The 25,037-nt window shown below is 74.4% G+C and carries 28 protein-coding genes and 3 pseudogenes; 13 read left to right on the plus strand and 18 right to left on the minus strand.

The features are described 5' to 3' along the window. Positions 1-72 precede the first annotated feature (72 nt). Positions 73-279, minus strand: a pseudogene (locus tag ABT106_RS21895) (DoxX family membrane protein); the annotation flags it as partial. A 514-nt stretch (positions 280-793) separates the two neighbouring features. Between ABT106_RS21895 and ABT106_RS21900 the strand changes: the two are divergent. The 5 genes from ABT106_RS21900 to ABT106_RS21920 are packed head-to-tail and all read left to right on the plus strand — an operon-like array spanning position 794 to position 5,085. Continuing rightward, positions 794-2,311, plus strand: coding sequence for an ATP-binding protein (locus ABT106_RS21900; RefSeq protein WP_351279884.1), 1,518 nt, complete (start codon positions 794-796; stop codon positions 2,309-2,311). Between the two features lie 6 nt (positions 2,312-2,317). After that, complete coding sequence (locus ABT106_RS21905) at positions 2,318-2,722, plus strand: roadblock/LC7 domain-containing protein (RefSeq protein ID WP_351279886.1); 405 nt, start codon at positions 2,318-2,320, stop codon at positions 2,720-2,722. Next, positions 2,719-3,078, plus strand: a complete 360-nt coding sequence (locus ABT106_RS21910) for a DUF742 domain-containing protein (protein WP_351279889.1) — start codon at positions 2,719-2,721, stop codon at positions 3,076-3,078. Before ABT106_RS21905 ends, ABT106_RS21910 begins: the two co-directional genes overlap by 4 nt. Continuing rightward, positions 3,059-3,679, plus strand: a complete 621-nt coding sequence (locus ABT106_RS21915; RefSeq protein ID WP_351279892.1) for a GTP-binding protein — start codon at positions 3,059-3,061, stop codon at positions 3,677-3,679. Before ABT106_RS21910 ends, ABT106_RS21915 begins: the two co-directional genes overlap by 20 nt. Further along, on the plus strand, positions 3,676-5,085 hold the full coding sequence (locus ABT106_RS21920) for a cytochrome P450 (RefSeq protein ID WP_351279893.1): 1,410 nt from the start codon (positions 3,676-3,678) through the stop codon (positions 5,083-5,085). Before ABT106_RS21915 ends, ABT106_RS21920 begins: the two co-directional genes overlap by 4 nt. Before the next feature lie 73 nt (positions 5,086-5,158). Here the strand turns inward: ABT106_RS21920 and ABT106_RS21925 are convergent, their stop codons facing one another. From ABT106_RS21925 to ABT106_RS21935, 3 genes are all read right to left on the minus strand, one after another. Beyond that, positions 5,159-6,262, minus strand: coding sequence for a terpene synthase family protein (locus ABT106_RS21925; RefSeq protein ID WP_351279896.1), 1,104 nt, complete (start codon positions 6,260-6,262; stop codon positions 5,159-5,161). 3 nt (positions 6,263-6,265) lie between these two features. After that, on the minus strand, positions 6,266-7,129 hold the full coding sequence (locus ABT106_RS21930; protein ID WP_351279899.1) for an SAM-dependent methyltransferase: 864 nt from the start codon (positions 7,127-7,129) through the stop codon (positions 6,266-6,268). 298 nt (positions 7,130-7,427) lie between these two features. Continuing rightward, positions 7,428-7,922 (minus strand): hypothetical protein, encoded by a 495-nt coding sequence (locus ABT106_RS21935; RefSeq protein WP_351279902.1) that lies wholly within the window; start codon positions 7,920-7,922, stop codon positions 7,428-7,430. Positions 7,923-8,140: 218 nt separating this feature from the next. Between ABT106_RS21935 and ABT106_RS21940 the strand changes: the two genes are divergently transcribed. Then, a complete protein-coding gene (locus tag ABT106_RS21940; protein WP_351279904.1) occupies positions 8,141-8,338 on the plus strand; it encodes a hypothetical protein in 198 nt (65 codons plus the stop codon). A 28-nt stretch (positions 8,339-8,366) separates the two neighbouring features. On the opposite strand, the gene ABT106_RS21945 is transcribed toward ABT106_RS21940, so the two are convergent. From ABT106_RS21945 to ABT106_RS21960, 4 genes and pseudogenes are all read right to left on the minus strand, one after another. Next, entirely contained in the window at positions 8,367-9,839 is a 1,473-nt protein-coding gene (locus ABT106_RS21945; protein WP_351279907.1) for a hypothetical protein, read from the minus strand. Between the two features lie 214 nt (positions 9,840-10,053). Beyond that, complete coding sequence (locus ABT106_RS21950; protein WP_351279910.1) at positions 10,054-10,227, minus strand: hypothetical protein; 174 nt, start codon at positions 10,225-10,227, stop codon at positions 10,054-10,056. A 1-nt stretch (position 10,228) separates the two neighbouring features. After that, entirely contained in the window at positions 10,229-10,390 is a 162-nt protein-coding gene (locus ABT106_RS21955) for a hypothetical protein (RefSeq protein ID WP_351279952.1), read from the minus strand. A gap of 59 nt (positions 10,391-10,449) precedes the next feature. Continuing rightward, positions 10,450-10,692, minus strand: a pseudogene (locus tag ABT106_RS21960) (hypothetical protein); the annotation flags it as partial. Between ABT106_RS21960 and ABT106_RS21965 the strand changes: the two are divergent. After that, positions 10,691-11,158, plus strand: coding sequence for a PPOX class F420-dependent oxidoreductase (locus ABT106_RS21965; protein WP_351279912.1), 468 nt, complete (start codon positions 10,691-10,693; stop codon positions 11,156-11,158). The pseudogene ABT106_RS21960 and the gene ABT106_RS21965 overlap by 2 nt on opposite strands. A 194-nt stretch (positions 11,159-11,352) precedes the next feature. Further along, positions 11,353-11,673, plus strand: coding sequence for an SH3 domain-containing protein (locus ABT106_RS21970; RefSeq protein ID WP_351279914.1), 321 nt, complete (start codon positions 11,353-11,355; stop codon positions 11,671-11,673). A 148-nt stretch (positions 11,674-11,821) separates the two neighbouring features. Here the strand turns inward: ABT106_RS21970 and ABT106_RS21975 are convergent, their stop codons facing one another. From ABT106_RS21975 to ABT106_RS22000, 6 genes are all read right to left on the minus strand, one after another. Beyond that, positions 11,822-12,397 (minus strand): hypothetical protein, encoded by a 576-nt coding sequence (locus ABT106_RS21975; RefSeq protein WP_351279916.1) that lies wholly within the window; start codon positions 12,395-12,397, stop codon positions 11,822-11,824. Then, positions 12,394-13,782, minus strand: coding sequence for a hypothetical protein (locus tag ABT106_RS21980; RefSeq protein ID WP_351279919.1), 1,389 nt, complete (start codon positions 13,780-13,782; stop codon positions 12,394-12,396). The genes ABT106_RS21975 and ABT106_RS21980 overlap by 4 nt, the downstream gene beginning before the upstream one ends. Then, on the minus strand, positions 13,779-14,585 hold the full coding sequence (locus ABT106_RS21985; protein WP_351279922.1) for an ATP-binding cassette domain-containing protein: 807 nt from the start codon (positions 14,583-14,585) through the stop codon (positions 13,779-13,781). Before ABT106_RS21985 ends, ABT106_RS21980 begins: the two co-directional genes overlap by 4 nt. An 83-nt stretch (positions 14,586-14,668) precedes the next feature. Then, positions 14,669-15,511 carry a zf-HC2 domain-containing protein gene (locus ABT106_RS21990; protein WP_351279924.1) on the minus strand — a complete coding sequence of 281 codons (843 nt, stop codon included), beginning with the start codon at positions 15,509-15,511 and terminating at the stop codon, positions 14,669-14,671. Beyond that, positions 15,508-16,017, minus strand: a complete 510-nt coding sequence (locus tag ABT106_RS21995) for an RNA polymerase sigma factor (RefSeq protein ID WP_502979449.1) — start codon at positions 16,015-16,017, stop codon at positions 15,508-15,510. The genes ABT106_RS21990 and ABT106_RS21995 overlap by 4 nt, the downstream gene beginning before the upstream one ends. 204 nt (positions 16,018-16,221) lie before the next feature. After that, a complete protein-coding gene (locus ABT106_RS22000; protein WP_351279930.1) occupies positions 16,222-17,634 on the minus strand; it encodes an MFS transporter in 1,413 nt (470 codons plus the stop codon). 140 nt (positions 17,635-17,774) lie between these two features. On the opposite strand from ABT106_RS22000, the pseudogene ABT106_RS22005 reads away from it, so the two are divergent. Continuing rightward, positions 17,775-18,597 (plus strand): annotated as a pseudogene (locus ABT106_RS22005) (helix-turn-helix transcriptional regulator). Positions 18,598-18,631: 34 nt separating this feature from the next. Here ABT106_RS22005 and ABT106_RS22010 read toward each other — a convergent pair. After that, entirely contained in the window at positions 18,632-19,600 is a 969-nt protein-coding gene (locus ABT106_RS22010) for a nucleoside hydrolase (protein WP_351279933.1), read from the minus strand. A gap of 251 nt (positions 19,601-19,851) precedes the next feature. Here ABT106_RS22010 and ABT106_RS22015 point away from each other — a divergent pair, with 251 nt between their 5' ends. After that, positions 19,852-21,240 carry an erythromycin esterase family protein gene (locus tag ABT106_RS22015; protein ID WP_351279935.1) on the plus strand — a complete coding sequence of 463 codons (1,389 nt, stop codon included), beginning with the start codon at positions 19,852-19,854 and terminating at the stop codon, positions 21,238-21,240. Positions 21,241-21,277: 37 nt separating this feature from the next. On the opposite strand, the gene ABT106_RS22020 is transcribed toward ABT106_RS22015, so the two are convergent. Beyond that, complete coding sequence (locus ABT106_RS22020; protein ID WP_351279938.1) at positions 21,278-21,838, minus strand: hypothetical protein; 561 nt, start codon at positions 21,836-21,838, stop codon at positions 21,278-21,280. Positions 21,839-21,989: 151 nt separating this feature from the next. Then, a complete protein-coding gene (locus ABT106_RS22025) occupies positions 21,990-22,151 on the minus strand; it encodes a hypothetical protein (protein WP_351279940.1) in 162 nt (53 codons plus the stop codon). A gap of 56 nt (positions 22,152-22,207) precedes the next feature. Between ABT106_RS22025 and tmpA the strand changes: the two genes are divergently transcribed. Together tmpA and ABT106_RS22035 are read left to right on the plus strand one after the other, a co-directional pair. After that, the gene (gene tmpA, locus ABT106_RS22030; protein WP_351279943.1) at positions 22,208-23,371 is read left to right on the plus strand and encodes a 2-trimethylaminoethylphosphonate dioxygenase; all 1,164 of its coding nucleotides are present in this window, start codon (positions 22,208-22,210) and stop codon (positions 23,369-23,371) included. Beyond that, positions 23,368-23,979 carry a phosphonate degradation HD-domain oxygenase gene (locus ABT106_RS22035; protein WP_351279945.1) on the plus strand — a complete coding sequence of 204 codons (612 nt, stop codon included), beginning with the start codon at positions 23,368-23,370 and terminating at the stop codon, positions 23,977-23,979. The genes tmpA and ABT106_RS22035 overlap by 4 nt, the downstream gene beginning before the upstream one ends. Here ABT106_RS22035 and ABT106_RS22040 read toward each other — a convergent pair. Beyond that, complete coding sequence (locus ABT106_RS22040) at positions 23,969-24,757, minus strand: GntR family transcriptional regulator (protein WP_351279948.1); 789 nt, start codon at positions 24,755-24,757, stop codon at positions 23,969-23,971. The two genes, ABT106_RS22035 and ABT106_RS22040, sit on opposite strands and share 11 nt — an antisense overlap. A gap of 164 nt (positions 24,758-24,921) precedes the next feature. On the opposite strand from ABT106_RS22040, the gene ABT106_RS22045 reads away from it, so the two are divergent. Beyond that, positions 24,922-25,037, plus strand: a 116-nt coding sequence (locus ABT106_RS22045; protein WP_351279950.1) for a 3-hydroxyacyl-CoA dehydrogenase family protein, incomplete at its 3' end; no start/stop codon positions are given.

The following is a 25,037-nucleotide window of genomic DNA, read 5'->3' on the forward strand; positions in this document are numbered from 1 at the left end:
TCATCTGACTCATAATTATTTTTTTTTTTTTTTTTTGTTTTTATAGTTGTTTCCAGCCACCCACCCGCCCCCCCCGCCCCCCGCCCCCCCGCCCGGCCCCCCGACGGCGCTGTGCCGCCCGGGGGTGAAGCCCATGTGCTCCATCGCGGCCGCGGTCTTCTCCAGACCGCCGCCGCCGAACCACCCGAACAGCTTCTGCGTACCGTGCGCCATCAGCACGGCCCCGGTCCCGGCCCGCAGCGCCAGCAGCGCGAGGTCACGTCGGTTGATGCGGCTCATCGGAGTCTCCCTGGAGGTGGCCGGACGCGGAGCGACACACCATCCGTATCCATTCCGGGCGCCGCGGACCCCGATCCCGCCCCGGATCCGCCGAACGGAGCCGCGGGCCGCCCCGGCCGGCGTCGAGGACCCCCGCGAGCACCGGGCCGGTCCCGGCCGGTGGAGAGGTCGGCCGACGGTACGGCGCGATGCCCGTGCTGCCCGGCATGCACACCTGCGGTGCGGGTGCGCGCCACCCCGTGCCGGGCGCCGGGCCCGCCTTGCGGCCGGAATATATCGAAGATTACGTTCGAATTGGCCCCTCTCGTTCGAATGCAATGCGGCGGACCTTTGGTTTCTCCGACGGAACCCACGTACATACAGCGGCCGCTATTCATCCGCGTGTCGACAATGGCCCGTATTCGTTCCTTCGGTCCGATGAACTCCAACGAAACCCCGGAAAACCCGAGTTGGACGCCGTTATGCTCGCCCACCGGTCATAGGAATGCCCTCTTTCGACGGTTCGAGGAACTTGATGGCGCGAGAAAACTTCCGACGCAAAGCCACCCGCTCGGAGACGGGGATAAGCCGGCTGCTGCCCACGATCGCGGCCGTGGCCGTCGCCTCCCTCGCCGGCGCCCTCGTCACCTCGTCGGGCCCGTCCCGGACCGCCTGGGTCGCCATCGGGGCCGCCTGCACCGTCGTGGCCCTGTGCGAGGCACTGCGGCGCGGCCGCGCGATGGAGGCGCAGCGCGACCAGGTCGCCGCCCTCCACCACGCCCTGTCCCGGCAGGAAGCCGAGACCGTGCACCTCTCCGAGGTGGTGCTGCCCGAGGCCATCGAGCGGCTGCGCACGGGCGAGTTTCCCGAGGAGGTGCTGAACTCGCTCGGCGGGCGCGGCGGGTACGGCAACCGGTGGGGCAACGACCCCGCCCTGACCACGCAGTTCAGAGCGGCCCTGCAGAGCGTGCTCGCGCGGGTCGTCGACGCGGTCGACGCCGAGGAGAACCTGCGCGACTCGGCGCAGCGGGCCTTCGTGAACATCGCCCGCCGGGTGCAGGCGATCGTCCACCAGCAGGCCCAGGAGATGCGGGAGATGGAGGACCGGCACGGCCGGAATCCGGACGTGTTCGGCGACCTGCTGCGCCTGGACCACGGCACCGCGCTCGTCGGGCGGCTCGCCGACTCCATCTCCGTGCTGGGCGGGGCCCGCCCGGGCCGTCAGTGGAGCAGGGCGGTGACCCTGTACAGCGTGCTGCGCGGGGCGATGTCGAGGATCATCGACTATCAGCGGGTGGAGCTCCACTCGGTCTCCGAAGTCGCCGTCGTGGGACCCGTGGTGGAACCGCTGATCCACGCGCTGGCCGAGCTGCTGGACAACGCCACCCGTTACTCCCCGCCGCACACCCGGGTCCACCTGACGGCCGTCGAGGTCCAGTCCGGCATCGCCGTGGAGATCGAGGACGGCGGGGTGAACATGAGCGAGGAGGCCCGCAAACGGGCCGAGCAGATGCTCGCCCAGGCCCAGACCGGCATCGACCTCAACGACCTGGGCGAGACGCCCCGGCTCGGCCTCGCGGTGGTCGGCCGGCTGGCGCAGGCGTACGGCTTCCAGGTCGCCCTGCGCTCCTCCGCGTACGGCGGTGTCCGGGCGGTGCTCATCGTGCCGCAGGACCTGATCACCAGCACCTCGGCCGCGACCGGCCTGGCCCACGGCATCGGTTCCTCCTCCGGTCCGAGGGCGGCGGCGCCCGCGCCGCGGGAGCACCCCGCCGACCACCCGGCGGTGCGCGCGCCGGCCGCGGGGGCGGCCAGGTCCCGGCCTGCCGTCGAGGAAGAGACCGTGCACGTCGGCGAGCGGACGGCGGGCGGCCTGCCGCAGCGTCGCCGGAAGGACCGTGCCAACACCCCCGACATCCCGTACGCCGCGGCGCCGCGGACCGCGCCGGACGAGGCCCCCGGCCTGTGGCTGGAGGCCTTCCACAGCGGTTTGTCCGGGACGCCCGGCCAGGGCGGCGAGGACCCGTCGGGCACAGCGACCAAAGGGACGTAAGCAGTGATGACACAGCGAAGCAGCATGGACTGGATGCTCAAGGACCTGGCCGCCGGAGTGCCGCAGACGCGACACGTGATCGTGCTCTCCGCCGACGGCCTGTGCGTGGCGCAGTTCGGAGCGGAGACGGACACCGCCGACCGCCTGGCGGCGGCCTGCGCGGGCCTGCAGAGCCTGGCCGGGGCGGTGGCCGCGGAACTGCCCTACTCCAAGGGCCGGATGCGCCTGGTCGTCATCGAGATGGACGGCGGGTTCTTCTACCTCATGGCCGCGGGTGACGGCTCCTACCTGGCCGTCCTCGCCGACGAGGGCGTCGACGCCGGCCTGATGGGGGCGCAGATGCGGGCCCTCGTGAGCCGGATTGGAGAGCACCTGAGCAGCCCGCCCCGACATGACGGGCAACTCGCGTGAGGCAACCGCCGCCCAGCTGGGAGGACGCCAGCCCCGAACGGCTCTACGTCATCACGGGCGGCCGCAGCGGACCGACCACCACCGCCCGCATCGATCTGGTGACCCTGGTCGTGGCCAAGGCGGCGGCCCGGCCCGAGATGCAGCCGGAGCACGCCGCGATCCTGCGGATGTGCCAGGCCCCGCTGTCGGTGGCCGAGATCGCGGCGTACGCGGGCCTCCCGGTGAGCGCGGTCACCGTGCTGGTGAGCGACCTGCTGACCGAGAAGCGGGTGTTCGTCCGCCCGCCCGTGCCCGCCGCCCAACTTCCCGACCTTGCTCTGATCGAGGCAGTGATCGATGGACTACAGAAGCTCTGACGCGCCCGCCGGGCCCCGGAGCGAGGACATACTCCCCCAGTCGGCGGCGGCCGCCGTCAAGGTCGTCGTCGTGGGCGGCTTCGGCGTCGGCAAGACGACCATGGTCGGTGCGGTCAGCGAGATCAAACCGCTGACGACCGAGGAGACCATGACGAAGGCGGGCGTCGGTGTGGACGACACGCGCGGCGTGGCACGCAAGACCACGACGACCGTGGCCATGGACTTCGGCCGCATCAGCATCAACGACGAGCTGGTGCTCTACCTCTTCGGCACGCCCGGCCAGGAGCGCTTCTGGTTCCTGTGGCGCGGCCTGTTCGAGGGCGCCCTCGGCGCGGTCGTGCTCCTCGACACCCGCAGGCTCGAGATCAGCTTCGACGTCATCGGGCGGCTCGAGGAGCGGGGCGTGCCCTTCGTCGTGGCCGTCAACTCCTTCCCCGACACCCCCGACCATCCGATCGAGGAGCTGCGCCAGGCCCTCGACCTCCCCCCCGCGGTGCCGATCCTCGTCTGCGACGCCAGGAGACGGGACTCGTCCCGCGACGTCCTGCTGACCCTCATGCGCTACCTGCACTCCCAGGCAGCAACCCCGGAGGCACTGTGAGCACCAACCCCGTCCCCCCGCCCCAGTGCCCGGCCCACGCCCCGGCGGCAGCGGGCGGCCCGCGCCGGCTGCACGGGCCGGAGGCGGAGGCCGATCCGATGGGCCTGTACGAAAAGCTGCGGGCCGAGCACGGCCCGGTGGCGCCCGTGCTGGTCAGCGGGGACCTCCCGGCCTGGCTGGTCCTCGGGCACCGGGAGAACCTGGACGTGGCCCGCACCCCGTCGCGGTTCGCCCGCGACCCGCGGTTCTGGCGCGACCTGAAGGAGGGCCGGGTCCCCGCCCACACGCCGCTGGGCCCCATGGTCACCTGGGTTCCGGTGTGCAACTTCACCGACGGCCCGGTGCACGAGCGGCTGCGCGGGGCCGTCGTGGAGTCCCTCCAGCGCTTCGACAAGCGCGGCATCCGCCGCTACGTGACCCGGTTCGCCAACCAGCTCGTCGACCGGATCGCCGGCGACGGGCACGCCGACCTGGTGTCCGCCTTCTCCGACCAGCTCCCCATGCTCGTGATGACCCAGCTCGTCGGAGCGCCCGACGAACACGGGCCCCGGCTGGTCAAGGCGGCGCGGGACATGCTCCAGGGAACGGAGACGGCCCTGGAGAGCGACCGGTACGTGACCGCCACCCTGGAGCAGCTGGTCGCCGAGCGGAAGGTCCAGCCCGCCCGCGACCTCGCCTCCTGGCTACTGGAGCACCCCGCGAGCCTGAGCGACACCGAAGTCCTCATGCACCTGCGGGTGGTGCTGATCGCGGCGTACGAGACCACCGCCAACCTGATCGCCAACACCCTGCGGACCGTGCTGACCGACCGGCGGTTCCGTGCCAGCCTCTCCGGCGGCCACCTGACGCTGCCGGACGCCCTCGAGCAGGTCCTGTGGGACGACCCGCCGATCAACACGATCATCGGGCGCTGGGCCACCGGGGACACCCTGCTCGGCGGGCAGCAGGTGAAGGCCGGGGACATGGTCCTGCTGGGTCTGGCCGCGGGCAACGCCGACCCGCAGATCCGCCCCGACCCCGACGCCTCCGTCCACGGCAACCGCTCGCACCTCGCCTTCAGCAGCGGGCCGCACGAGTGCCCCGGCCAGGACATCGGCCGTGCCATCGCGGACACCGGGATCGAGGTGCTGCTCGACCGGCTGCCCGACCTCCAGCTCGCCGTCGCCGCGGGCGACCTGCGCTGGCGCGGCACCCTGATGTCGCGTCACCTGCTGGCGCTGCCCGTGCGGTTCGCCCCCCGGACCGTCCAGGACGGGGGCGACCACCCGTACCCGTACCCGGAACGGCCCGCCGGCCATCCCGCGCACGCGCCGGTCCCGCCGCGGCCCCCGACGGGCCCCGCCCACGTGCCGGCCCAGCACCGGCGCCGGGCCGGCTGGTGGCGCCGCCTGCTCGGCCTGGGCTGACCGGCCCCCCGCGCGGAGGCGACCACCGGCCCGTGGGCCCCGGGCCGGTCCGGTCCGGGGCCCGCGGTGTCCCTCAGGCGTGCTCCTGGCGCCACCACCGGGCGAGGGCCGGCAGCGGCGGCGGCTCCGTACCGGCGTGGCTGGGCCGGTCGGCGTACCGGATCGTGAACCGCGCCCCGGGATCGGGGAGTTCGTGGCGGTTGCGGGGGCTGGCGTACCGGGGTGCCCGGCTCTGCCAGGCGATGCAGCCCGCCACGTAGTGGCCCAGCCCCTCCAGGTGCCGGGCGAGGGGCGGGTCGGCCCCGTCCGCCAGCCGGGTCCGCAGTCTGAGGAACAGGCCCATCACCCGGTCGCGCAGGGCGACGGCGAGCGGCAGCGCCTCGGCGGGCGAGCAGCGCTCCTGATGGGCGATGACGTTGACGAGGTTCACCTCCCGGGGTTCGAGGTGGTCGTCCTTGTCGTACGAGAACAGGTCGTTGTCGGCGCTGACGACGAAGCCGGCCGCGTCGGTGAGGGCCCGCAGGGCCGGCGCGCAGAGGGTGTCCGCCGGCAGCCGGACCCGGCCCGCGACGTCGGACCAGGTCAGGGAGAAGCGGGTGCCGTTCGCCAGCCCTCCCATGGCGACGAAGTCGTTCAGCCCGGGCATCGTCCCCCGCTCGGCCTGCGCCGCCTGCCAGGCGGCTCCGAGCAGCCAGTCCCGTGTTCCCTCGACGAATCCGCGGAGCTCGAACGGGGTCAGCATGGCGTGCGTCCGCCGTACGAGGTCCTCCAGCGCGCGGGTCACGGGACCGTCCGGCAGCAGGCCCGCTCCGGGGTCCTCCAGGGTGCGCAGCAACCGCACCCCGTGGTCGGCCACGGCGGCCGTCCGCACGTCCGCGGCCCCGGAGTCCTGCCAGTCGTCGACCGCGTTGGCCCAGTAGTTCCACTCGGTGAACAGCAGCACGGCCTCCACGTCGCCCCGGGGGATGATCCGGCACGAGAAGTCGGCGCTGTGCGTGGCCAGCCCCCAGGCACGCTCGACCGGGTCGGGGTAGAGGCCGAACCCGTCCAGCCACCCGACCGCCCGCGCCTCCACCTCCTTGGCGGCGGGGTGGATCAGCTCGCGTTCCAAGGGACAGTAGAACGGCGGCAGTTCGGATCCGAGCCGGGACGGGCGGGGGCGTTGCGTGACGTCCATGCCTCAGCCTCCGATCCGGAAGCGCAGCAGCCGCGTCTCCATCGCGTGCTCGCGCCAGATCCGGAACAGCTTGCTGTGGACGATCGTCGACTCCCCCAGCCGCTGCGCCGTCCACGTCGACGGCGGGGCGCCGGCGCGCAGGCGGTCGAGTTCGGCGGTGTTCCAGGCCATGGACTGCACCCAGAACTCGGCCACCCGGTCGGTGACGTCCTCGTCCTGCTCCAGCTCGAAGCCGGCCGCCCCGGCGGCGGCCAGGTACTCCGCGCGCGTGCCGAGCCGCGTCCGGTAGTAGCCGTCGATGAACCCGCGGGGCTCGGGACGCACCACGAAGTGCTCCTGGATGCCGAACCACCCACCGGGCCGGAGCGCCCGTGCGACGACTTCGAAGAGCCGGGCGCGGTCGGTGTAGCCGCTGCTCTCGTTCGCGTAGACGGCGTCGTACGCGTGCGTCTCGTCGAGGTCGTGGACGTCTCTCAGCACGGGAATGACGCGGTCGCCGACCCCCGCCTGCGCGGCGAGGCGGGCGACGATCGGCAGGTGTTCCGCGGCGACGGTGAGGCCGGTGACGGACGTGCCGTGTTCCTGCGCCCAGTAGAGGGAGGTACCGCCGAGGCCGCAGCCGATGTCCAGGAGCCGGCGGGGCGGCTTCTCGTACGCGCCCCAGGAGCGGGCGGCGTGCTCGACTATCGCCTCCTGCGACTCGACTATGCGCTGTTTGAGGGCGCCTTGGGCCACGGTGGTGTACGGATGGGCCCCGTCCGCGAACAGCCCTACGTGGAAGTGCACGCGCGGCCCCGGACCGTATTTGTACAGGATGTCCTGGGTCTTGCGGCTGTAGTACAGCCGCACCTTGTCGTCATCGCTCACGAACTGACCGCCGCCTAAGGACGATACGAATGGTGAAGCGCTCATGTGATGTCCGCCCCTTCGTGGCGTAGGGCTGCCAGGGCGTGCCGCGCCGCCGCTTTCCCCGCGCACCGACCCGGCACTCTGTTGAAGCACGGATCATCGTGGCACTTCTCCTGCCCCGCGTCAGCCCACCCGGACAGCAGAAGTCTCAGGTGATGCCGAAGAAAGCATTCTGTTGGCGCCCCGTTGACGCTCCGGCGCACGCGGGAGCGCGGTGCGTCCGGTCGCTGCCCCTCCGTCCCCGGGTCGCGGCCGGTCAGCCGTCCTGCGTCCGGCGCTTCAGCGGGGTGCCGCAGCGGCCGCAGAAGCGTGCGTCGGCTTCGATCGCGTGGCGGTGGCACTGTCCGCAGACCAGGTGCAGCGCGCAGGGGGCCGCGGCGTCGGTCCGGGGACGGTGTCCGATGCCCATCCCGGGGCGCCGCCGGTGGGCGGTGAGGTACACCAGCCCGTCCGGGCCCGCCGAGAGGGCGCGGGAAGCGCCCCGCGGCAGGACGGTGAGGGACCCGCGGCTCACCTCGCGGCCGGCGCCGTCCAGGGTGAGGTGACCGGTGCCCGCGACGACGACGAGCAGGACGTCGAGGTCGGCCTCGGTGTGGGGGGCGACTTCGGCACCGGGCGGCAGCCGGACGACGTTGGCGTCGAGCTGACGGCCGGGGTCGCGCAGCCGCCACAGCGCGCCGCCCTGATCGGCCGCGGCGTTCGCGACGAGCTCGCCGAGGACGGTCCCCACGGCGTCCGGTGTGGTCGGCATCGGTGTCCTTGCCCCTTTCCGCGAGCGTCCCGGCGCCTGAATGATCCCCCACCGGGCGGGCGCCCGGGGCGCCCGGCGCGGATCCCGGCGTGGCGGTCGGCAGGGCGGCCTGGGCGGCGGGCTGCGCGGGGGTCTGTGCGCGGGCCGTGCCGGCGGCCGGGTGATGACGAAACGGTCACGTGCCGCCACGTCCCGGGGCGCGCGATCGTTGGGCGGACATGCAGGAGACGATGTTCGCAGCGCGGGCGGCGGCCGGGGTCCCGGGACCGCTCCGGGTGTCCTGGACCGAGTCCGACTCGCCGATCTACGACCGGCTGGAGCGGGAGTGGGTGCGCGCGGGGAAGACGGTGCCCCGCCCGCCGGGCCCCGTCGGCCGGGACCGGGTCGAGCGCCGGGAACGCTTCGAGCGCACCTGACCGCTCCGCCCGGCCCCGTCGCCCGTACTCAGCCGCTGCCCGACGGCGTACGCCGGTCCGCCCCGGCCGCCCGGACCGCCGCCGTGTGGGCGTGGACGACGCTCATCAGGGCGCAGCCCGCCGCGATGGCCCAGACGAACCACCCCGCGTCCGCGACGGCGGCGCGGTAGGCGGTGGCGGCCAGCAGCAGGGACGAGGCGGCGGAGCAGGTGGCGGACACGGCCGGGGGCACCGCGCCGAGGGCCTCGGTCTTCGACGCGCGGTCGAACGATGTGCAGACCCACGCGAGGACGACGACGGACGTGCCGTAGGCCGCGGCCCCGGACGCCACCGGGGACGTGGACGTACTCGCCGCGAACGCCACCACGGCCGCCACCTGGACCTGCGTCACGCCCAGGACCGTGTACACGATCCGGCCCGCGACCGGCGGGTTCGGCAGGGTCGTACCGAACCACGAGGCGAGCGTCCAGAACGCGGCGGAGAACGCCACGACGCTCAGCAGGCCCGGCCAGGTCACCGCGGAGAAGGACGTCAGCTCGCCCACCGCGGCGGCGAGGGAGACCGCGGCGGCCGCCGCGTATCCCCAGCGGACCGGGCCGCGGGCGGGGCCGCGGCGGGGGAAGCGCACCCCGTGGACGGTGAAGAGGAGGCCCCCGACGCCCACCCCGAGGGCCGGGAGCCAGCCGGGCGGGCCCGCGGAGTGCGTCCGGAGGGCGGCGCCGAGCAGGCAGGACGCCGCGAACACCACGGTGCCCAGGGCCTGTACGCCGCGCACGACGAACAGCGGGTAGTGCGCCGGGACCGGTTTCGTGATCCGGCGGGCGGCCCAGGGGTCGTCCGTCTCGCCCCGGTCGAAGGCCGCGGACACCGTTCTGCGCAGCGCCCCGGCCCCGTCCCTCTCCCCGGGGCCGGTCCCGGACCCGGCACCGGTCCCGGGGAGCGGGCCCCGCCGGGGGGCGTCCCAGACGGTCGCCAGGTAGGCGGACGTCGCGCAGACGACCAGGGCCGCCGTGACGGCCGCCGCGGGGACGCCCAGCAGGCCGACCGGCACGGGAGACGCCGCCTCCACCCGGGCCTGGAGCGGCCACAGGGCCGCGGCGACGGCCAGCATCGGTACCGTGCCGGCACCGAGGACAAGCCCGGTGCGCAGCGGCTCCCGCAGCCGGCCGGTGGTACGGGCGGTGACCGCCCCGGCGTACACCAGCCCCGCGCCGACGAACCCGGCGGTCTCCACGGTGTTCCAGGCGTTCGCCTTCGCGTGCGCGGTCCGGTACCGGACGATCTCCTCGTACGTGCCGCTGTTCGGGCCGCTGTTCGGGCCGCCGCCCAGGCACGCGTCGCCCGGGCGCATCGCCTTCCCGTCGCACACCGGCCGTCCCGCGTACGTGGCCGAGGCAGCCTCGTGGGCCGCCGTCAGCGCCCAGCCGATGACGAGCCAGCCGGCCACGAGCAGCATGACGCCGAGGATCCGGGATCGGGCATCCGTTACGGAGTCGGTCACCGCCGCGCCCCCTGTTCCGCGCGGCGGGGCTCCTCCCCGGTTCACCGGCGGATCCCGTGGCGCTCACACGTGTGGTTCGGGCGCCATCCTGGCACCGCCCCGCCTCCCCGCCGGGGCGGGGAGGCGGGGCGTCACCTGAACGAGCGAGCCGCGGCACGGCTCTGACGAGGGGCGATGCGGCGGGGGCGGATGAGGCGGGCGAGGCGGGTGAGGGCTACGGGCGCTGCGACGGCGGGCCGGCGTGGAAGAGCACCTCCGGGTGGGCCGGGCTCGGCCCGTCCAGCAGCGGCTGGGGAACGCCCCGGAGGTGCCGGTCGAAGAGCGCGTCCCCGTACGCGCGGGTGATCTGCCGGGACCGGGTGCCCGGCAGCGGGGAGTTGGGGTCCACGTCACCGGCCTGTTCCCCGAGGACAGGCCGGTGACGTGAAGGCGTGGTGGCCGCCGGTGCTGACGGTCAGCCATCGCTTCCATCCGTCGCGGCGCTCCCAGCCCTGGTCCCAGGTCGGGTCCTCGAAGTCCGGGGGCAGCAGGGCCGGGTCTCCTCCGAGCATGAGGAAGGGGCGCCCGACTCGTAGGCGTGGTCGACGGCGGCGACGACGTAGCCGCGCGAGGCCAGGTCCTCGGCGAGGGTGCTCAACGTGGTGCGGGGCAGGGTGAACCCCGGGGAGGGCACGACGAGCGAGTGCCGTCCGGGCAGCGGCCGGTGTGGGCGCGGAGCCCGCTCCGGGGAACGGAGACCCGGAGCGGGCGGGTGCACCCAGCACGTCAACGACGCGGAGCAGAATCGGTTCCGCATCATCGGCTCCCGATTGACCGGAATACACCGCGCCGGGTCCCGGGTTGAGGCCCACATGGCAGACACGACGAACACGGCGAGCACGGCACACCCCACCGGCAACCCCTTCGACCCGCACGAGCTGCTCGCGAACAGCAGGCTCGGCGTGCTCGCGACGCTCAAGTCCGACGGCCGCCCCCAGCTCTCCCCCGTCCTCCCGTCCTACGACCGGACCGCCGGCGTCATCCGGGTCTCGACGACCGAGGGGACCGCCAAGACCGCCAACCTGCGCCGCGACCCGCGGGCCGCGCTGGAGGTGACCGGTCCGGACGGCTGGACGTGGGCCACCGCCGAGGGCACGGTGACGCTCGTCGGGCCGGGTACCGACCCGCACGGCCCCGAGGTGCAGGCCCTGGTGGACTATTACCGCCTCGCCTCCGGCGAGCACCCGGACTGGGACGAGTACCGGGCGGTCATGGTGTCCGACCGCAGGGTGCTGGTGACGATCACCGTGGACAACGTGTACGGCGCCTCGCTCCGCTGACGGCCGCCCGCCGCGGGCCCGAGGGCGGCGGCGCGCGTCCGGCCCGGGGAGCCCCCGGGCCTCCGGCCGGGACGTTCCGCCGTCCGAGGGACCGTGCGGTGTGCCGGACGGCCGGACGGCGAACGGCGGCGCAGGGTCGTTCCACGGCCGCGTTCGGTGCGTGCCGGGTCAGTCGTGAGGTTCGGGAGACGCAGATGCGCATGTTCAGAAGGATCGCGGTGGCGGGTACGGCGGCCGCCGCCTCAGCCGTTCTCTTCGCCGGGGGCGCGCTGGCGGCGGTCCCGTACGCCGACGGGCTGGTCGTCAGCTCGGCCGGCGTCAAGGTCCGCGCCAACGCCACCACCCAAGCCCGTGTGGTCGGCTCCCTGCGCCCCTGGGACAAGGTCAGGCTGTCCTGCCTGGTCCAGGCCAAGTGGGTCGAGGGCAACATTGTCTGGTACCGGCTGCACGGTCAGCCGAGCGGCTGGGTGTCGGCCCGGTACGTGCACAACTACACCGTCGTGCCGTGGTGCTGACGTTGCGTCCGGAACGACGCGGCACGGCGGTGGAGTCCCTCCGCTGATCGTGCCGGCGCACGAACGCCCTACGCCGTCGGCGGCGTAGGGCGTTTTCCGTCGGGCGGGGCGCCGCCCGGGCTCTGGCGGGTCGGACCCGCGGGGCCGGTCAGCGCCGCGGGCCGCCGGCCGCGTAGACCGCTGTGCCGGTGACGGCCAGGGTGACGGCCGTCCAGGTCCCGGCCGGCGTGCCGGGCGGGAGCAGCATCCAGGTCAGGACCTGGGTCGCCACGTCCGTCGCGGGCGGGGCGACGAGGGAGGCCGACAGCCACGCGAACGGCGGGATCCACGCGTACGGGCTCCCGCCCCAGGCCGCCCCGATCGCGACGAGTCCCATCAGCCCCGCGCTGTTGCGCACGGTGAACTCGACGCCGGCCGGCTGGCCGCCCGCCGTCCGCACCGCCAGCAGCACCGCGCCGATGAGCGCCGCGCAGAGCAGCACGTGCAGCGCCCTGCGGGGCATCCAGCGGATCGCCGCCGTACGGTCCAACGCCAGGTCCTGGCCGCCGAGTCCGACCGAGAGGGCCGTCGCGCCCGCGGCGAGGAGCAGGGTGGCCAGCCGGGGGTCGCCCGGCCCCCCGCCGCCGAGGCGGGCGAGGGCGCACAGCGCCACCGCGCCGACCGCCACCGCGGCGAGCGAGGCGGGGGCCTGCCGCGAGCGCGCGTACAGCGCCGACCACCTCACCCGGACGCCCCGCCGGTCAGCGCGGCGAGCACGTCGCCCGAGCAGGAGACGGCGGCGGCGTGCATGGCGCCGATCCGCAGCCGCTGCTCCGGCCGCGGCAGCGCGGTGAACACCTCCCACACCGGGCGGGCCACCTCTTCCTGGTGGCTCGCGGCGTGCATGGTCCCGTCGAGCGGCCGGAGGTCCTCGCCGAGTGCCCAGGCGGCCCCGATGCTCTGTGCGGCGGCCTCGTCCAGGGTGCCGCTCTCGGTGGCGCTGCGGGGGTGGCACACCGGGGCCATGCCCTGGGCGACCAGCGCCCGGGTCAGCCGCTCGCCGCCGGCGGCGCCGGCGATCATCCCGTCGTCGAAGTCGACGAGTACGGAGTCGCGCGACCGCTCCGGGGTGTCACCGAGCGCCCGCGGGACGGTGGTCTCGTGGACGGTGGCGGGTGCTTGGCCGCCCAGGGCCGCCCCCAGCAGGCGCAACGCCTCCTTGCCGGGGCCCGCCAGGGCGTCGAGGCGTGCCCGCTGGGCGGTCGTCACGCACACCGGGCCGTCGCACACCGGCGCCGCGGCGGCCCGGTCGACGACGTGCGTGGCGCGCGGGCCGGCCGGGAGCAGGAGCAGGGCGACGGCCCCGCCCGCCACCAGGGGGGTGAGGGCGAGCAGCCGCACGCGCGGCGTGGTGGCGGCCAGCAGCGCCAGGCCCGTCGCGGCCATGCCGAGCAGCCAGACGGTCTGCCCGAGGTGCACGGGGGCGGAAAGCGTCAGGAGCGTCTCGCGCACCTCCGGCACCGCGGGCGACAGCAGCGAGAGGCGGTTCGGCGCGGCCGACGTCGGCACCGCGGCGTCCGTGGTCTGCCGTACGAGGGTGGTGAACAGGAAGGCTCCCACGGCCAGTACGGGCGGGGTGAGGATCGAGGGCAGGGCCCGGGCGACCCCCATGCCGAGCGCGGCTCCCGCGGCCAGGGCGAGCGCCCCCACCAGCGAGACGGGCAGCCAGCCGAGGTGGGCGTACGAGGCACCGCTCACGAGCACCCGGACCGCGCCCAGCAGGACGAGGAGCCCGAACGCCGACACCAGGGTGAACGCCGTCGTGCCCGCCAGGACGGCCGCGCGGTGCCGCGCGGGCCGCGGGGTGCCGGTCAGCAGCTCGGACATCTTCGAGCGGTGATCGCGCAGCCCCTGGAGCGCCCCGAGTCCCACGGCCAGCGGCCACAGGAACATCAGCGGGAACCGGGTCCACAGGGCCATGGACGTCCACTGGGCCGTCCACGGCGCGGTGCCGTTCCACCACGGTCCGGGGATGAGGTGCAGGAAGGCGAGCGCGGCCGCCAGGACGGCGGCGCCGGCCCACGGGGCGACGGAGCGGCGCAGTTCGATGCGCAGGATGCGGGAGTTCACCAGGCGCCCCGCGTCCGTACGGGGTCGACGAGGAGCGCCGAGTAGCCGCGCTCCAGTGGGCTGTCGCCCACGTGTTCCGGGCCGCCCGCCGCGGCCAGCTCGTCCGGGGAGCCCTGGAAGACGAGCCGCCCCTCGGCGAAGAGCAGCACGTCGGTGCAGGCGGCGGCCACGTCTTCCACCAGGTGCGTCGAGACGACCACGCAGGCGTCCGTGCCCAGTTCCTGGAGCAGTTCGCGCAGGCGCAGCCGCTGTGCGGGGTCCAGGCCGACCGTGGGTTCGTCCAGCAGCAGGACCGCCGGGTCGTTGACGATGGCCTGGGCGATGCCGGCCCGCCGCACCATCCCGCCCGACAGGGCCTTCATCCGCTCGTCGGCGCGGTCGGCCAGACCGACCCGTTCGACGGCGCGCTGCACCGCCGCGGGGATGTCCGCCTTGGGCACCTCCTTCAGCCACGCCATGTACTCGACGAACTCGCGTACGGTGAACCGCTTGTAGTAGCCGAACTCCTGCGGGAGGTAACCGATCCGGCGGCGCAGCGCGCGGTGCCCGCCCAGGCCGCCCGCGGGCCGGCCGAGCAGCTCCAGCTCGCCACCGGCGGGGCGCAGGACGGTGGCCAGGGCCCGGATGAGGGTGGTCTTGCCCGCCCCGTTGGGGCCGAGGAGTCCGTGTACCCCGGTGCCCAGCCTCAGGTCGAGTCCGTCGACGGCCATCCGGTTCCTGCCGGCCTTCACCTTCAGCCCGGTCGCCTGGATCTCCCAGGCGTAGGCCGTGGGGGCGATGTCGGCCCTGCTCACTGCGGGCATGGTGCGTTTCCTCTGCTGTCGGGGCTCGTGCGGTGGGTCGTCCGGGGTGGGTTCGAGGTGGGTCCGGGGTACGGCGAGGGGGGTCACGCGTGCGCTCCCGGGACGGTGTAGGAGCGCCTGCGGGCGATCACGACGGCGACGGCGAGCGCGAGGAGCAGTCCCCACACCGGCAGGCCGTCGGTCCCGAGCACGAGGGCCGTACGGCTCGTGGCCAGGGTCGGCGCGGCCACGGCCGCGGTCCAGAGGGCCACCAGGGCGACGGCGGCGCGGGTCATGCCGATGAGGCCGCCGAGCGCCAGGGTCAGGGCGGTGAAGGCGAGGCAGGGCAGCAGCCACTGGGCGGCCGTCACCCCCGTCACTCCCGTCGCCCCGGTCGCCCCCCTCGCCCATTGCCCGGCCAGCAGCGTGGGGATCACCACGGTGAGCACGGAGACGGTGCGCCGCAGCACCAGTGGCAGCCCGGCCCGCGGTGTGGAGGCGGTCAGTTCGTACGCCGGGTCCAGGCCGCGCGACCATGACGCCGCCACACCGCACACGGGCAGGACGGGGGCGAGCAGCAGCACCAGGGAGACCCGGCCGGAGCCCGGTCCCAGCGCGTCCAGCAGCAGCGCGAGCAGGGTCACGGCCAGGATCATCGCGAGCCACGGCGTCATGGCGGGCGTCGTCCACGCCGACCACCGCGCCAGGCGTCGGCGCGGTGGTGCCGGGGCGACCGCGTCCAGCTGGGGCCCGAGCGCGGACCAGACCGCCCCGGTCAGGGCCGCCGTGGCGGGTGCCTCCGCGGTGACGGCGTCCGAAAGCCGGTCGCGGCAGACACGGCAGCCTTCCAGGTGGGCCTCCAGGGCCCACAGTTCGTCCGCGGCGAGGTCCGTGTCGCCGCGGGCGTACCCGTCGATGAGCCGTGCCGACGCGTGTTCCACGTTCATGCCAGCGCCTCCCGCATCGCGATCCGGGCCCGGCGGGCGCGGGTCTTGACCGTTCCCTCGGGCAGTCCGAGGAGTACGGCGGTCTCCCGGACGGACAGTCCGTCGAGCACCATGGCCTGTAGTACGTCCCTGAGTTCGGGCGCGAGGCGCCGCAGCGCGTCCCCGACGTCGCCGCCGACGGTGGCCTCCAGTGCCTCCTCCTCCGCCGCGGGCGCGGCGGGGTGCCCGGCGGCCGCCGGCGGTGGCTCGGCGTGGTGGGCCCTGCGCCGGAACGCGTCGACGAGGCGGCGGGCCGCGATCGTCCACAACCAGCCGACGGCCGTACCCCCGGTCCCGCTCGTGCTCCCGGCGAAGGAGCCCGCCGCGCGCCACACCGCCAGGAACGTCTCCTGCATGACCTCGGCAACGATCTGCTGGTCGGCGCAGCGGCGGCGCAGGCGCACCGCGAGCCACGGCGACGTGCGCCGGTACAGCTCCTCGAAGGCGGCCCGGTCGCCCCGGGCCACCCGCCTCAGGAGGTGTTCCTCGTCCAGTTCCCGCGGCGCTGCCGCTCTCACCCGTTTCACACCTGAGAGACGCCGGTCAGGAGCCTCGGGTTTTCTCCCCGAGGTGATCCGCGTCACGCCGGAGGCGGGTGGGCCGGGTGGGCCGGGTGGGGCGGGCAGGCCCGGCCGGGTTCCGGCGCCCGGGTCTCCCCCGCCGTCGTGCCCTCAGGCCGTACGGCGGCGCAGCCCGATCGCCACCAGGAGCGCGGCGGCGAGTACGACGGCCGCGTCGATCGCGAGCACGGTCCGCACGCCGTCGAGGAGCGACGCCTGTGTGGTGGCCAGGACCCCGAGGAGCGGAATGCCGATGGTGATGCCGACCTGCTGGGTGGTGGTGACCAGGCCGGTGGCCAGGCCCTGTTCGGCGTCCGGCACGCCGCTCGTGACGGTGACGCCGTACGAGATGATCGCTCCGAGGTGGAACATGCTGGCCAGCGATACGCACACGGTCGCCAGCAGGGCACCGGACTCCGCGCCCACGCCGAGCAGCGCGGCGATGAACACGCCCTGGCCGAGCAGCGAGCCGACGAGGGTGCGGCGGGCGCCGAAGCGGCCGATGAGCGTGGGGGCGTACGTACCGGCGACCGCCGACGCGACGCCCTGGATGCCGAAGACCAGGCCGGTCCGGAAGGCTGACAGGTGCAGGGTCTCCTGGAGGTAGAGGGTCAGGACGAAGACGACCGTCGACATCATCGAGAAGGTCACGAGGCCCGCGATGTTGCCCCAGGCGATCGTGCGCCGCTTCAGCATCGGCAGGGAGACCAGCGGGGCCGGGGCCTTCGACTCCACCACCGCGAAGGCGGCGAGGAGCAGCAGCCCGGCGGCCAGCGTGCCCCACACGTCCGCCCCGCCGAAGCCGCGCTGGGCCGCCGTCGACAGGGCGTAGATCAGCGCGAGCAGCCCGCCCGTGACGGTCACGGCGCCGGGTACGTCCAGCCGCGGCCGTCGGGGGTTGCGCGATTCGGGCAGCAGTCCGGGCGCGAGGAGGAGCACGATGACGGCGGCGACGGCGAGCAGCGCCATCGTCGAACGCCAGCCGAGGGTGTCGGTCATGACCCCGCCGAGCAGCATGCCGACGGTGAAGCCGAGGGACAGCAGCGTGCCGGAGATGCCGAGCGCCCGGTCGCGCAGGGGGCCTTCGGGGAACGTCGTCGTCAGCAGGGACATGCCGGTCGGCACGATGATCGCCGCTCCCAGTCCCTGCACGGCGCGCCCGGTCAGGAAGGACGCCGGGTCCCAGGCGAAGGTGGCGAGGAGGGAGGCCGCGCCGAAGACCGCGAGGCCGGTCAGGAACAGCTTCTTGCGGCCGTGGAGGTCGGCGACGCGGCCGAAGAGGAGGAGGAAGCCGCCGGAGGGCAGCGCGAACGCGGTGACCGCCCACTGCAGGGCGGACCGGCTCAGGCCCAGGTCCTCGCCGAGGACGGGCAGGGCCACGTTGAGTACGGAGAAGTCGAGCGCCACCATGAACTGGGCGGCGCAGAGGACGAACAGGACCAGTCCGGCCCGGCCGGTGAGCCTGCCGTCCCCGGGATCCGCCGTGTGCGGGGCGTTGGTCGTCGTCTGTGTGTCAGTCGCCATGGCCCTACCTTCACGGTGCGGGAATGCCCGTGAAGAGTGGGAACTTATCCTGTTGGTGGCACCACCAGGGGGCCGGCAGGGGGAACGTCGTGGCCACACCGATCGACAGGCACCGCCGGGCGGAACTGCGCGAGTTCCTGATGAGCAGGCGGGCCCGGGTCACGCCGACGGCGGCCGGGCTGCCGGACGGCGGAGCCCGGCGCCGTACGCCCGGTCTGCGGCGCGAAGAGGTCGCCGTGCTGGCCGGTGTCGGGGTGTCCTGGTACCAGTGGCTGGAACAGGGGCGCGACATCACCGTGTCCTCACAGGTCCTGGACTCGGTGGGCCGGGTCCTCAAACTGACCAGCGCGGAGCGCCGGCACCTGTACGTACTGGCCGGGCTCAACCCGCCCGCCCTGGAGGTCGCCCCGGGCGACCGGGACATGTGCCACGGCCTGAAGCGGCTGATCGACACCTGGATGCCCTATCCCGCGCACATCATGGACGTGTACTGGAACACGGTGATGTACAACGAGGCGGCCGCGCTGGTGCTCGGGATGCGCCCGGACATCGTGCAGAACTGCCTGGTCGCCTTCTTCACCGATCCGGTCTACCGGGTCCGCTCCGCGCGCTGGGAGGAGGTCGCGTGCGAGGTGGTGGCCCAGTTCCGGGCGGCCTGTTCGGAGCACCCGCGGGACGAGGGGTTCCGGGCGGTCATCGCCGAGGCGAGGGAACTCAGCCCGGAGTTCGCCGCGTTGTGGGAGCAGCGCGACGTGCGGCCCGGCGGCCAGCTCCGCAAGGAGATGGAGCACCCCGTCGTGGGCACGCTGCACGTGGAGTCGACGCAGGCTGCGCGTCCCGGCCCGCCCCGACCTGTCGATCGTGCTCCACACGCCGTTGCCGGGCACCGAGACGGCCGCGAAACTGGAGTGGCTGTCGTCCCCGGAGGGCCGGCGCGGCCTGATCTACCCCGTCGCGGGCTGACGTACCCGATGCCGGCCGTGCGGGAGCCGGGGAGTCAGGCGGGTTCCGGTCCGGCGGGTCCGGCGGTACGGGAGCCGAGGACCGTGACGGCCGCGATCATGCGGTCCCAGAAGCGGTCGGCGTCGAGGGTGACGGCGACCCGCGCGTTGACCGGGCGGTCCAGGTACCGGTGGAGGTCCACGACGGTGGCGCCGCGGGTGTACCGGCCGTGCAGTTCGACGGTGACGTTCGCGTCCGCGCAGCCGACGATCGACCGGTCGATGACCCGGGCCACGGCGACGGGGTCGTGCAGCGGCGGGTGGGGCATGCCCCACAGGCGCCGGTAGGCGGCGGCGAAGTAGGCCAGCAGTCCGGCGCAGGTGTCGCCCAGTTCGGTGCCGAGGCCCTCGAAGCGGGCCAGGACCTCGGGGGTGGCCAGGGCCTGGTGGGTGACGTTGAGCCCGCACATGGTGACGGGGACTCCGCTGCGGAAGACGATGTCCGCGGCCTCCGGGTCGGTGTAGATGTTGAACTCGGCCGCGGGCGTGCGGTTGCCGCGTCCGGTGGAGCCGCCCATCAGCACGATCTCGCGGATGCGGGCGGCGCTGCCGGGATAGCGGGTGAGCAGCAGCGCGATGTTGGTCAGCGGGGCGGTGGGAACGAGGGTCACCGGCTCCGGGTGGTCCTGAAGGATCCGTTGGATGAGGTCCACGGCGTGTTCGGGGACCGCGTCGACGGTGGGTTCCGGGAACCGCGGCCCGTCCAGGCCGGTGACGCCGTGCACGTCGTCGGCGACGGCCAGCGGCTGGACCAGCGGCCGGTCGCATCCGGCCGCGACGGGGACGTCGGTGATCCCGGCGAGGGTGCACACGCGCAGGGCGTTGAGGGTGGTCTTCTCCAGCGTCTGGTTGCCGGCGACGGTGGTGACGGCCAGCAGGTCGACCGCGGGGTCGGCGGCGGCCAGCATGATCGCGAGGGCGTCGTCGTGTCCGGGGTCGCAGTCGATGATCATCGGAACGGGCACGGGCGCTCCTCCTCGTCGGACCTGACCGGTGCGGGCCCCTCCGGGTGGGGGTCCTCGGCGGCCCCCCGGTCCCGTCGGGGGCCGCGTCTCCCGGCGTCCGTTCCGGGCATGGCACGACGATACGTCGGGGCGGTGGCGGCGGCGCCCGGATCCGGCCGGAACGCGGTGCCGGCCGGGGGTGGGGGCAGCCCCACCCCGAACCGGGGGTTTGGATCATGGTGGTGATGGCCGCCGGCCGGGAGGCTGGGGACATGAGACAACGCACTTCCGCACTTTCCGCCCTGCTGCTCCTCGCGTTCGGGGCGGTGCTCGCCGCCGCGCCGCCGGCCCCGGCGGTGTCGCCGGTGCCCGCCCTGGAACGCGCCGCCCACCCGCTGCGCACCACCGAGCCCACCGGCGCCCTGGAGGACCTGCGCCCCGTGGGCCGGATGGTCGGTGACGCCCGGGTGGTGGGCCTGGGGGAGGCCACCCACAGTTCGCACGAGTTCTTCACGATGAAGCACCGCGTCTTCCGCTACCTCGTCGAGGAGAAGGGCTTCCGCACGTTCGCCCTGGAGGGCAGCTGGAGCACCGGACTGCGGCTCGACGACTACGTGCTGCACGGCAAGGGCGACGTGCGGCAGATCATGCGCGAGGAGTTCCAGAACACGTACTCCTGGTGGAACAGCGACGAGTACCTCGGCCTCCTGCGGTGGATGCGCGAGTACAACGTCCGGCATCCGGCGGATCCCGTGCGGTTCATGGGCGACGACTTCGCCTACACCGGCCCGGAGCTCTACGACCAGGTGACCGGCTACGTCGCCCGGGCCCGCCCCGCCCTCCTGCCGGAGATCACCCGGTTGTACGGCGGCCTGCGGCCGACGGCCTCCGCCGACGCGTACATGAACGCGTACCTGGCGAAGCCGCTGGCCGAGCGGCGGGAACTCGCGGTCCGGACCGGGCGCGCGCTGGCCCTGCTCACGGAGCAGCGCCCCGGATCCGGGGCCGGGGCCGACGGGGCCGCCGCCGCGGCCGACGGGGAGGCGTACGCGTGGGCCGTGCAGCACGCCACCGCCATCGACCAGACGGCCAGGGGCTACGCGTTCGACTTCGCCGACCCCGCGCAGGTCGCGGCCTGCATGCGCTACCGGGACTCGGTGATGGCCGACAACGTCGACTGGTGGCAGAGGAACACCGGGGACAAGGTGCTGCTGTCGGCGCACAACGCGCACCTGGCCCTGGAGACCCGCGACCCCGCGCAGTACCCGCAGGTGCAGGGCGGCTTCCTGCGCGACAGGCTGGGCACGGGCTACGTGAGCATCGGCACCACCTTCGACCGGGGCTCGTTCAACGCCACCGGTGAGGACGGGAAGGTGCGCCGCCACACCCTGGGTCCGGCGCGACCCGGCAGCAACGAGTACACCCTGGACCGGGTCGGCCCGCGCGACTACGTCCTGGACCTGCGCACCGCACCGCCCGCCGCCCGCACCTGGCTCGCGACGGCCCGTACCACCAGGAGCATCGGCACCGCCTACACCGGCCCCTCGGGAGCCGAGTACCCGGTCTCGCTCGCGTCCGCGCACGACATCGTCATCCACCTGCACCGGATCACCGCGGCGCGGCTGCTGCCGGCCGGACCGGCACCCGCCGCGGGGCGGTAGGCAGGTCCGTCCGGAGCCGCACCGGTCACCGTGCCGGTCACCGCAGCATCGTCGAGCCCAGCTCGCCGGGCGTCTTCGGCACCCAGGGCGCGACCGCCGCGGCCTCCGCGGGGTCCGGCTCGGCCATGCTCACCCGCCAGACGTCCTTGCGGTCGACGCTCTGGGGCAGGACGTGGATCTGCTTGATCTGACCGGTGCCGTGCAGGTAGAGCACGACTTCCTGCCGGTACGAACCCTCGTCGTAGAACTCCGCGGTGACCTTCCCCTTGGCGCCCTCGCCGAACGCGGCGATCCAGTTCTCGGCCGTCTTGCGGACGACACCCTCGTCCTGGGCGGGGTCGCCCAGGGACGCCAGCGCGCCGGCCTTCCCGTCGGCGATGCGCCACACCACCCGCTGGGTGATCTTCAGCGTTCCGGTGGACGGAAACCCGACCACGGCCAGCGGCGGATGGCTGCTGTAGTCCCCGGCGTACTCGATGTCGTCGGCGTCGTAGTCCGCCGAGCAGCCGGTGAGCAGACCGAGCGTCAGGACGCCGGCCGACGCGATGCGGACGCCACGTCCGCCGATGGCCCGTACCGCGGCCCTGTGGTGGTGCACGTTCCGTCCTTGCGCTGACGAGAGAGCGAGCCTCCGGGACACGGACCGCGTCCCGGTCGGTCTCGATGCGAGAGCAGCAAGGTAACGCGGACGTGCGCGGCCCCCGAGGCCGGGGCCCCGGCCGGTCCCGCCCCCTCCGGCCTCGGCGGTGTCAGGTCTGCGTGCGCGCACGGCGGCGGCGCAGGCGGCGCGCGCCGGTGAAGGCGGTCACCGGGAGGGCCAGGGCCGCCGCGAGGGTCAGGAGCGAGACCGGGGTCCCGCCCCCCGACCTTCCCCTCGGGGCCACCTGGCCGTCACCGGGGGCTGCCAGCATGCGCGGGGGCGGAGTTGTACAGACAACTCCGCGATACGAGGACGGGAGCATCCCCCATGAGCACCCCGATGCCGACGACGGCGGTCACCGGTCCGCCCGCGCTCTGGCTGCGCGACAACTGCCCCTGCGGCGCGTGCCGCGATCCGCGCAACGGCCAGAAGCTGTTCCAGATCACCGACCTGCCCGCGCACCTCTCCGTGGGCGAGGCCCGCGGGAGCGTGCCGGCCGCCGGGGGCGGGCCCGGCTGGGAGGTGGTGTGGGAGCCGGACGGCCACCGGTCCGTGTACGACGCCGCGTGGCTCGCCGCCCACGCGCCGGGGCCGGGCGGTGGCGCCACGGGCCGTGGGGACGGCGGGGGCGGCGGGGGCCGGGGCCTGCCCGGCGACGGCCGGACCGAGGCCGACAAGGAGCTGTGGTCGGCGGCGGACCTGCGCGGCCGGGTTCCGGAGGCCGCCTGGGAGGCGTACGAGGCTGATCCGCGGGTGCGCGAAGAGGTGCTGGAGAGCGTGGCGCGACTCGGGTTCGCGCTGCTGCGGGGCGTGCCGGTCCGGGACCGGGCGGTGCTCGACGTGGCCCGGACGTTCGGCTTCGTCCGCGAGACGAACTACGGCGAGCTCTTCGAGGTACGCGTCGAGACGGATCCCACCAACCTGGCCTTCACCGGCGCGGGGATCGCGCCGCACACCGACAATCCCTACCGGGACCCGGTGCCCACGCTCCAGTTGCTGCACTGCCTGGTCAACGGGGCGCCCGGCGGTGACTCCGGGCTCGTGGACGGCTTCCACGCGGCCGCGCTGCTGCGCGCGGAGGATCCGCACGCCTTCGCCGTACTGGCCCGCACCCCGGTGGAGTTCGTGTTCGCCGACGCGCGCGCCGAGCTGCGCGCCGAACGGCCGCTGATCGACGTGGACCCGCTCGGGCGCGTCCGCGAGATCCGGTTCAACAACCGGTCCACCGGCACCGTGCACGGGCCCGCCGACGAAGTCGAGGCGTTCTACACCGCGTACCGGACCTTCGGTGAACTCCTGCTCCGCCCCGCACTGCGGCTGGACTTCCGGCTCGCGCCCGGCGACTGCGTCGTCTTCGACAACACCCGTCTGCTGCACGCCCGTACGGCGTTCGCCGAGTCGGGCGAGCGTCACCTCCAGGGGACGTACGCGGACCTGGACGGCCTCCTCTCCACCCTCGCCGTGCTGCGCCGCGCGGGGGGTACCGCGTGAACCGCGACGCCGAAGACGCTCCCGGGGCCGATGGCACGCCGGGAGCCGGGACCGTCCTTGGCCCGCTCGACCTGATCGCCGCGCTCTTCGCGGGCGAGGGCGGCGCCGAGTACCTCGGGGAGGCCGTCACGCAGGCGGGGCACATGCTCCAGGCGGCCGCACTGGCCGAGGACGCCGGCGCCCCCGACCACCTCGTGGCCGCCGCGCTGCTGCACGACGTGGGGCACTTCCACGGAGCCGTGACCGGCCGCGACCTGATGGAGGGCGGCCGGGACAACCGGCACAGTCACACCGGGGCCGACTGGCTGGCCCACTGGTTCGGTCCGGAGGTGACCGGGCCGGTGCGGCTGCACGTGGCCGCCAAGCGGTACCTGTGCGCGGTCGAGCCGGGTTACTCCGCCCTGCTGTCCGAGGCGTCCGTGCACACCCTGCGGGTGCAGGGCGGTCCGATGACGGGGGCGCAGGCCCGCGCCTTCGAGGCCCTCCCGGGCGCGGCCGACGCGGTGGCCGTGCGGCGCTGGGACGAGGAGGCCAAGGACCCGGACCGGGCGACCCCGGACTTCGCGCACTTCCGGCCCATGCTGGAGCGGCTCCTGCTCAGGGGCTGAGCCGCCGGCCGAGCGCGCCGGCCGCCGTACTGTGCACGGTGAAGGCGACCGTCCCGGGGAGGTAGCGGTCCTGCGACCACTCGACGGGGACGCCCGCCGGGTCGGTGGAGCGGCGCCGCTCCCGCAGCAGCGCCTCCCCGGGACGGCAGCCCAGCAGCCGGGCGTCGTCCGCGTCCGCGACGGCGAGGTCGATGATGTGCCGGGCGTCGGTGAACAGCACCCCGTGCAGGGCGAGTTGTTCGGAGTACGAGACCGTGTCCGGCGGCATCCGCGCGACGAGCGCGCCGACCGCCCCGGTGTACGCCGTACGTTCCACCATCACGGGGGCGCCGGAGAGCGTACGCAGCCTCAGGACGCGGTAGACCTCGGCGCCGGGCGCGATCCGCAGCCGCTCCGCCTCCTCGGCGTCGGCCGTGCCCCGGTCGACGGAGACGGTGCGGCCGCCCGGCCGCTCGCCGAGCGAGCGCGCCCAGCGGGTGAAGCTCCGCAGTTCGGGAACCCCGTCGTCGGCACGGGGGCCGGCCAGGACCACCCGGCGGGTGCCCCGGCGCGAGGTGATCAGGCCGTCGGCGCGCAGCGCGGCCAGCGCCTGGCGGACCGTGCCCCTGGACACGCCGTGGCGGCGTGCGAGTTCGTCCTCGGCGGGCAGCCGGGCACCGGACCCGTACTCCCCCGCCGCGATGGCGGCCCGCAGGTCCGCGGCGAGTCCGAGGTAGAGCGGGGTCCGGCGGGGTTCCGGCGGCGTCGGGGCCGGTTGCGGTGGCGGTGCCTGGTTCACGGGTCCAGCCTGCCACGGCCCGTGGGGCGATCGGGACCGGGCCACCGGCCGGCGGCCACCCGGCGCCGGGACGGGTGGACGCCGTACCGGGCGCGCGTGCTCCGGCCCCTTGGGCGGCTCATGCCCGGGCCGGCGCCTCCAGGCACCGGCGGAGCAGGTCCGGGGTGACGTCCTCCAGCGAGGTGGCGAAACTGTACGAATCGGGCGTGGCGTCGGCCGAGGACATCGACATCGCCTGCAAGCTGGGCTTCGGCCACGCGATGGGCCCGCTGGCCACCGC

Origin of the sequence: Streptomyces sp. NPDC002044 (assembly GCF_040296725.1) — a bacterium.
Lineage (GTDB): Bacteria > Actinomycetota > Actinomycetes > Streptomycetales > Streptomycetaceae > Streptomyces > Streptomyces antarcticus.

Bases quoted from the DNA above. Each gene is read 5' to 3' on its own strand.
- ABT106_RS21900 (WP_351279884.1), top strand. From the start codon at position 794: ATGGCGCGAGAAAACTTCCGACGCAAAGCCACCCGCTCGGAGACGGGG.
- ABT106_RS21905 (WP_351279886.1), top strand. From the start codon at position 2,318: ATGACACAGCGAAGCAGCATGGACTGGATGCTCAAGGACCTGGCCGCC.
- ABT106_RS21915 (WP_351279892.1), top strand. From the start codon at position 3,059: ATGGACTACAGAAGCTCTGACGCGCCCGCCGGGCCCCGGAGCGAGGAC.
- ABT106_RS21925 (WP_351279896.1), bottom strand. From the start codon at position 6,262: ATGGACGTCACGCAACGCCCCCGCCCGTCCCGGCTCGGATCCGAACTG.
- ABT106_RS21935 (WP_351279902.1), bottom strand. From the start codon at position 7,922: ATGCCGACCACACCGGACGCCGTGGGGACCGTCCTCGGCGAGCTCGTC.
- ABT106_RS21940 (WP_351279904.1), top strand. From the start codon at position 8,141: ATGCAGGAGACGATGTTCGCAGCGCGGGCGGCGGCCGGGGTCCCGGGA.
- ABT106_RS21955 (WP_351279952.1), bottom strand. From the start codon at position 10,390: ATGCTCGGAGGAGACCCGGCCCTGCTGCCCCCGGACTTCGAGGACCCG.
- ABT106_RS21965 (WP_351279912.1), top strand. From the start codon at position 10,691: ATGGCAGACACGACGAACACGGCGAGCACGGCACACCCCACCGGCAAC.
- ABT106_RS21970 (WP_351279914.1), top strand. From the start codon at position 11,353: ATGCGCATGTTCAGAAGGATCGCGGTGGCGGGTACGGCGGCCGCCGCC.
- ABT106_RS21985 (WP_351279922.1), bottom strand. From the start codon at position 14,585: ATGCCCGCAGTGAGCAGGGCCGACATCGCCCCCACGGCCTACGCCTGG.
- ABT106_RS21990 (WP_351279924.1), bottom strand. From the start codon at position 15,511: ATGAACGTGGAACACGCGTCGGCACGGCTCATCGACGGGTACGCCCGC.
- ABT106_RS22000 (WP_351279930.1), bottom strand. From the start codon at position 17,634: ATGGCGACTGACACACAGACGACGACCAACGCCCCGCACACGGCGGAT.
- ABT106_RS22015 (WP_351279935.1), top strand. From the start codon at position 19,852: ATGAGACAACGCACTTCCGCACTTTCCGCCCTGCTGCTCCTCGCGTTC.
- ABT106_RS22025 (WP_351279940.1), bottom strand. From the start codon at position 22,151: ATGCTGGCAGCCCCCGGTGACGGCCAGGTGGCCCCGAGGGGAAGGTCG.
- tmpA (WP_351279943.1), top strand. From the start codon at position 22,208: ATGAGCACCCCGATGCCGACGACGGCGGTCACCGGTCCGCCCGCGCTC.